Genomic DNA, 5,732 nt, shown 5'->3' with positions numbered 1-5,732 from the left:
TGCCTTCACCCCCGAGGAATGCGCCAACTACCTCAAAAATTCAGGCTATCGAACTTAATGCCATCACGCTTTAGGGCGAACGGTGCTGCTCTCACGCGCTTTTGCCGACCTCGTAAAGAACGAAGTCGAGCTCGAACGCGTCGGCGAATAACCGGCGTGCGGCTTCAACGAGCCGGTCGAGCTGTTTGCGTATCACGGTGAAAGCAGGTCTGCGGCTAGCGTTGTAGCCCGGATGGAGCGAAGCGTAATCCGGGGTTAGCTCCGCGGGCGTGATTCCCGGATTTCGCTGCGCTCCATCCGGGCTACAATTCTCCCCATTGCAGGGAGGTCGGCGTCCCACGGACCGCGATGATGCCATCGTGCCCCTGATTTGCCCGACGTGTCAAATGATTTCGTAAAATCGTAAACCACGCTCCGTCCGTCACCGGCTACTTTGCATGGGGTTGTTTTCGACATTTTTGTTTTAGGAACGCGGCTAGCGCCCCTCAGGTGCTGTTGCCCTTCAGCCGCTCGTTGCGCCGGCGCAGGCCTTCCATGGTCGCGAGCAGGATGACCGAGACGGTGGTCAGGATCACCGCCGCCGCCGTGATGGTCGGGCTGATGTTCTCGCGGATGCCGCTGAACATTTCGCGGGGCAGGGTGCGCTGCTCGGGGCCGGCCATGAACAGCACGATCACCACCTCGTCGAAGCTGGTGGCAAAGGCAAACAGCGCACCCGATGCCAGACCCGGCAGGATCAGCGGCAGGATCACGCGGCGGAAGGCGTAGAGCGGCGGGGCGCCGAGGGATGCAGCGGCGCGCGCCAGGTTCATGTCAAAGCTTTGCAGCGTTGCGCCGACCGTGATCACCACGAACGGTGTTGCCAGCGCGGTATGGGCGAGGATCAGGCCGAGATAGCTGCCGGTCAGCCCGATCGGTGCGAAGAAGAAGTAGAGGCCGACCGCGGTGATGACGCCGGGCACCACGACCGGCGACAGCACGATCGCCAGCACCAGCGGCTTGAAGCGGCTCTTCCACTGCGCCAGCCCCAGCGCGGCCAGCGTGCCGAGCACGACCGAGAGCATCGTCGCCGCGACGCCGATGATCATGCTGTTCTTCAGCGACGTCATCCAGCGCGCCGAATGGATGAACTCGTCGTACCAGCGCAAGGAAAGGCCGGGCAGCGGATAGGTGAGGTAGGCGCTGGAGCTGAACGACAGCGGCATGATCGCGAGGATCGGCGCCATCAGGAAGATGAAGACCAGCGTGGCAATGACGATGGTCGCGCCCCACGCGATGCGCTGGCTGGTGGTGCGGAGGGAAGCATCGCCGCTCAATTCTTCATTCCTCCCGTGACCTGCTGTCCCTGCACCAGCTTTCCGTAGAGGACGCCGAGCAGCAGCGTGGCGGCCAGCAGTAGCGCGCCCAGGGCCGAGGCGAGGCCCCAATTGGCGGTTTCGGTGGTGTAGAGGGCGATGAAGTAGCTCATCATCTGGTCGGCGCCGCCGCCGACGAGGGCCGGCGTGATGTAGTAGCCGAGCGCCAGGATGAAGACGAGCAGGCTTCCGGCTGCGATGCCGGGCAGGGTCTGCGGCAGGTAGATCCGCAGGAAGGCGGTGAGCGGCGGCGCGCCGAGCGAGGCGGCGGCGCGCATATAGGCCGGCGAGATCGCCTTCATGCTGCTGTAGAGTGGCAGGATCATGAAGGGCAAGAGAACGTGCGTCATCGCCACATAGACGCCGAAGCGGTTGTAGATCAGGCGCATCGGCGCATCGATGATGCCGAGAAAGCGCAAAGAATCGTTCACCACGCCATTGCTCTGCAACAGCACGATCCAGGCGCAGGTGCGCACCAGGAGCGAGGTCCAGAACGGCAGCAGCACGAAGATCATCAGGAGATTCGATCGTCCGGCCGGCAGCGTCGCCAAGAGATAGGCGACCGGGAAGCCGAGGATCAGGCACAGCACCGTGACACTGAGGCTGATGGCGAAGGTGCGGACGAAGATGTCGCGGTAGATGGCCTGATCGGGCGGGGCGGCGACGATCGCGCCGTCGACGTTGCGCGTCAGGTCGAGCGCTGCCAGCAGGTAAAAGGCGGTCACCCGGCCGCTCGCGCCCCTGATCGCCGCCCAGGTCGCGCGGTCGCGCCAGGCCGGATTGATCTTGCCGAGCGTCTCCTTGGCCGTGCCGGCTTCAGGCGGGGCTTTCAGATTGCGCGCCGTGCTGGTGAGAATGGTGCGGAAGCCGTTCACGGCGTAGTTGAGCCGCTTGGCTGCGATGGCGAGCGTCCCGGCGGCGCGCGCCGCCAGGATGTCGTCGGCCAGCGCCGCATAGGCCTTTTCGTCCGGCAGATCCTTGCCGTCCCAATCGGCTAGCGCCGTCACGGTGTGCGGGAGGACCTGACGCACCTCCCAGTCGTCGACGGCGTGCCAGAGCATGCCGGCGATCGGACCCAGGAAGGTGAAGAGCAGGAATGCGAGAAGCGGCAAGACCAGCGCCAATGCCTTGACCTGGCGCGTCCGCTCGGCCCGCTTCAGGCGGCGCTTGAGCGGCACGTCGGTTGGCGCATCGGCGCTGGTCAGGAACGCTTCCGTCATCGCTTTAAGCCCGGCAGACGCGCTATTTCGCCGCCCACTTGTTGAAGCGCTCGGTCAGGCGGTCGATGTTCTCGAGCCAGAACGCAACGTTGATCTCCGCCGCATTCTTCATATTGTCAGGCGCCGTCGGCAGGTCCTTCAGAACGGCCGGCTGGATCAGTCCCGCGGCGTCCTTGTTCGAGGTGCCGTAGGCGATGTTCTCCGACAGCTTGGACTGGTTCTCGGCCTTGCCCGCGAAGTCGAGGAACTTGTAGGCGGCGTCCTTGTTCGGGCTGCCCTTCAGGATCACCCAACTGTCGAGCGTGTAGAGCGCGCCGTCCCACACCATGCCGAAGTTTTTCTTCTCGTTCTTGTTCGCGGTGTCGATGCGGCCGTTGTAGACCGACGTCATCGCCACTTCGCCCGAGGCGAGCAGTTGCGGCGGCTGGGCGCCGGCCTTCCACCAGACGAGGTCGCCCTTGATGGTGTCGAGCTTCTTGAAGGCGCGATCGACGCCCTCGTCGGTGGCCAGCACCTTGTAGACGTCCGCCGGCGGGACGCCGTCGGCGATGAGGGCGATCTCCAGCGTGGTCTTCGGGCCCTGGCGCAAGGCGCGCTTGCCCGGATATTTCTTGGTGTCGAAGAAGTCCGCCCAGCCCTTCGGCGCTTCCTTCAGCTTGTCCTTGTCGTAGCCGAGAACGAAATCGTACAGGATGGCGCCGACGCCGCAGGGATTGACCGACGGCGGCAGATAGGCGGCCTCGCCGCCGATCTTGCTGTAGTCGATCTTCTCGAACAGGCCCTCGTCGCAGCCGACCGCGAGCTCCTCGCTCTCGACCTGGACGACGTCCCAGGTCGCCGCTCCGCCCTGCACCTTGGCGCGCAGCACGCCGATGCCGCCGTCCCACGACTCGTCGTTCATCGGGACGCCGGCCGTCTTCTTGAACGGCTCGAAATAGACCTTCTTCTGGGCGTCCTGATACGCCCCGCCCCACGATACCACGGTGAGGTCGCGCGCCTGCGCGACTGTGGCCAGAGCAACGCCGGCGGTCAGCGTCGCGGCGAATCCCAGTGCCATCTTGAGCTTCAGCATCGTCTTCGTTCCCTTCTTGTTGTGAGTTGCGTTCTGGAAAGTGTGCTGTCCCGGTTCGATTACACGGGATCGAGGGCCAGGCAGTCTTCGGGGCGGAACGTGATGGACACGCTTTCGCCCTGTCTCAAGCTGTTGTGTTCGCCCGGCTGAAGCTTGACCATGAACTCCCCGTTGCCGGCGACCTCGAGCACGGCCAGCGTGTGGTCGCCGAGATAGATGGTGCTCTGCACGGTGGCCGGCAGACGGTTCGGTCCCTCGGCCGTCGCCCCGTCGACTATAATGGAGATCCGCTCCGGCCGCACCGACAGCGAGGTAGCGGCGCCGCTGCTCGCCACGTTGACCGCCCGGGCCATGACGGAGCCTCCGGAGGCCAGCGCGACGCGGCAATATCCCTGCTCGATCGTCTCGACCGTGCCGGCCAGCACGTTGTTCTCGCCGACGAAGTGGGCGACGAAGCTGTTCACGGGGTGTTCGTACAGCGCGTCTGGCTTGTCGATCTGCTGCACGATGCCATCGTTGAACACGGCGATGCGGTCCGACATGGTGAGCGCCTCGCTCTGATCGTGCGTGACGTAGACTATGGTGATGCCCATCGTCTCGTGCAGTTGCTTGATCTCGAGCTGCATCTGCTCCCGCAGACGCTTGTCCAGGGCGCCGAGCGGCTCGTCCATCAGCACGATCTGGGGATTGAAGACCAGCGCGCGGGCCAGGGCGACGCGCTGCTGCTGGCCGCCGGACAATTGTCCGGGACGCCGCTGCGCCAGCGCCTCCATCTTGATCATGCGCAGCGCCGCGCGCACGCGCTCCTGCGCCTCCGCCTTGTTGACCTTGCGGACGGATAGCGGGAAGGCGACATTCTCCTCGATCGTCAGGTGCGGAAACAGCGCGTAGTTCTGGAACACCATTCCGATGTCGCGCTTGTGCGGCGGCATGTTCTTGATCGGCCGGTCGGCGAGGTAGATCTCGCCATGGGTCGGCACCTCGAAGCCCGCCAGCATCATCAGCGTGGTCGTCTTGCCCGAGCCGGACGGGCCGAGCAGGGTGATGAACTCACCCTTCCTGATATCGAGGTCGAGGTTCTTCACGACGAGGTGCTCGCCGTCGTAGGTCTTCTGGATGCCGGAAAAGCGCACTAAGGCCGTCGCGGTTGCGGTCATGGCGCCTTCCATGCTGTCCTCCCGTCTGCTGATGAGCATTGAGCCGGGACCATTATCAAGGGTACGTCCACCCGTGGCAGTGACCGTTGGAGACGGTCATCGAAACGTCTTTGCCGTTCGCCATGCGCAGCGATTACTCCGGGAAACGTGACAAGGCAGCGGACGGAGCGCAGTCAGCACCTCGTCCAAGGTCGGACGGGAAGCTTAGCATCCTACGAGGAGAATACCAGCGGCGGAAGCCGCCTGGGCTGCGCGAAGCGACCGAAGGCTAGCGCGGCTCGACCACCTCGCCGTCTTCCTTCACGAAACGTCCCACGGGATTGTCCAGGAGATCGATCACGGCCTCCGAAGGTCGGCACAACCGCGCGCCGTTTGGCGTCACGACGATGGGACGGTTGATGAGAATGGGATGCACCACCATGAAGTCGAGCAACTGGTCGTCCGACCATTTCGGGTCGTCCAGGCCGAGGTCCCGATAGGGCGTACCCTTCTCGCGCAGGAGAGCGCGGGGCGAAATTCCCATCGCTGCAACCAGCTCTTTGAGCCGTTCGCGCGACGGCGGTGTCTTGAGGTATTCGATGACGACGGGCTTGACGCCGCTCTGCCGGATCATCGCGAGCGTGTTGCGCGAGGTGCCGCAAGCCGGGTTGTGGTAGATCGTGACGGTCATCGTGGTCTCCGCGATTGCGATGGGCCGCGCATCGGCGTGCGCCCGAGCTGCCAGTTCATCAGCAGCATTCCGGAAATTGCGCCACAAAGCTTGGCAAGGATGGCAGCCGACAGGTCCGCCGGACGAATACAGGAAACTGTGCTCGTGAGCGAGCGCGCGATCGCCACTGCCGGAGGTGGACGCCTCTTAGTCTAGATCGCGTTCCGCGGCCGCTGGAAGGGGCCGCTTCCGGCTTCGTCCTTGCGGGATCGGTACAGG

General features: G+C 64.4%; 5 protein-coding genes. All 5 read right to left on the bottom strand.

The window, feature by feature from the left end:
* Window positions 1–485 precede the first annotated feature (485 nt).
* The 5 genes from SO180_RS41860 to arsC all read right to left on the bottom strand — a co-directional run bounded on the left by SO180_RS41860 (window position 486) and on the right by arsC (window position 5,474).
* Complete coding sequence (locus SO180_RS41860) at window positions 486–1,316, bottom strand: ABC transporter permease (RefSeq protein ID WP_449384613.1); 831 nt, start codon at window positions 1,314–1,316, stop codon at window positions 486–488.
* Entirely contained in the window at window positions 1,313–2,575 is a 1,263-nt protein-coding gene (locus SO180_RS41855; RefSeq protein WP_449384612.1) for an ABC transporter permease, read from the bottom strand. Before SO180_RS41855 ends, SO180_RS41860 begins: the two co-directional genes overlap by 4 nt.
* Before the next feature lie 22 nt (window positions 2,576–2,597).
* Complete coding sequence (locus SO180_RS41850; RefSeq protein ID WP_449384611.1) at window positions 2,598–3,647, bottom strand: ABC transporter substrate-binding protein; 1,050 nt, start codon at window positions 3,645–3,647, stop codon at window positions 2,598–2,600.
* Between the two features lie 59 nt (window positions 3,648–3,706).
* Window positions 3,707–4,816 carry an ABC transporter ATP-binding protein gene (locus SO180_RS41845; RefSeq protein WP_449384610.1) on the bottom strand — a complete coding sequence of 370 codons (1,110 nt, stop codon included), beginning with the start codon at window positions 4,814–4,816 and terminating at the stop codon, window positions 3,707–3,709.
* 256 nt (window positions 4,817–5,072) lie between these two features.
* Window positions 5,073–5,474, bottom strand: a complete 402-nt coding sequence (gene arsC, locus SO180_RS41840; protein WP_449384609.1) for an arsenate reductase (glutaredoxin) — start codon at window positions 5,472–5,474, stop codon at window positions 5,073–5,075.
* Window positions 5,475–5,732: the final 258 nt, after the last annotated feature.

The organism is Bradyrhizobium sp. UFLA05-112 (assembly GCF_053572325.1).
Note: the sequence above shows the minus strand (reverse complement) of the source record. Positions and strands in the feature narration are given on the sequence as shown.

Coding starts and splice junctions, on each gene's coding strand:
- arsC (WP_449384609.1), bottom strand. CDS start 5,474: ATGACCGTCACGATCTACCACAACCCGGCTTGCGGCACCTCGCGCAAC.
- SO180_RS41855 (WP_449384612.1), bottom strand. CDS start 2,575: ATGACGGAAGCGTTCCTGACCAGCGCCGATGCGCCAACCGACGTGCCG.
- SO180_RS41845 (WP_449384610.1), bottom strand. CDS start 4,816: ATGGAAGGCGCCATGACCGCAACCGCGACGGCCTTAGTGCGCTTTTCC.
- SO180_RS41850 (WP_449384611.1), bottom strand. CDS start 3,647: ATGCTGAAGCTCAAGATGGCACTGGGATTCGCCGCGACGCTGACCGCC.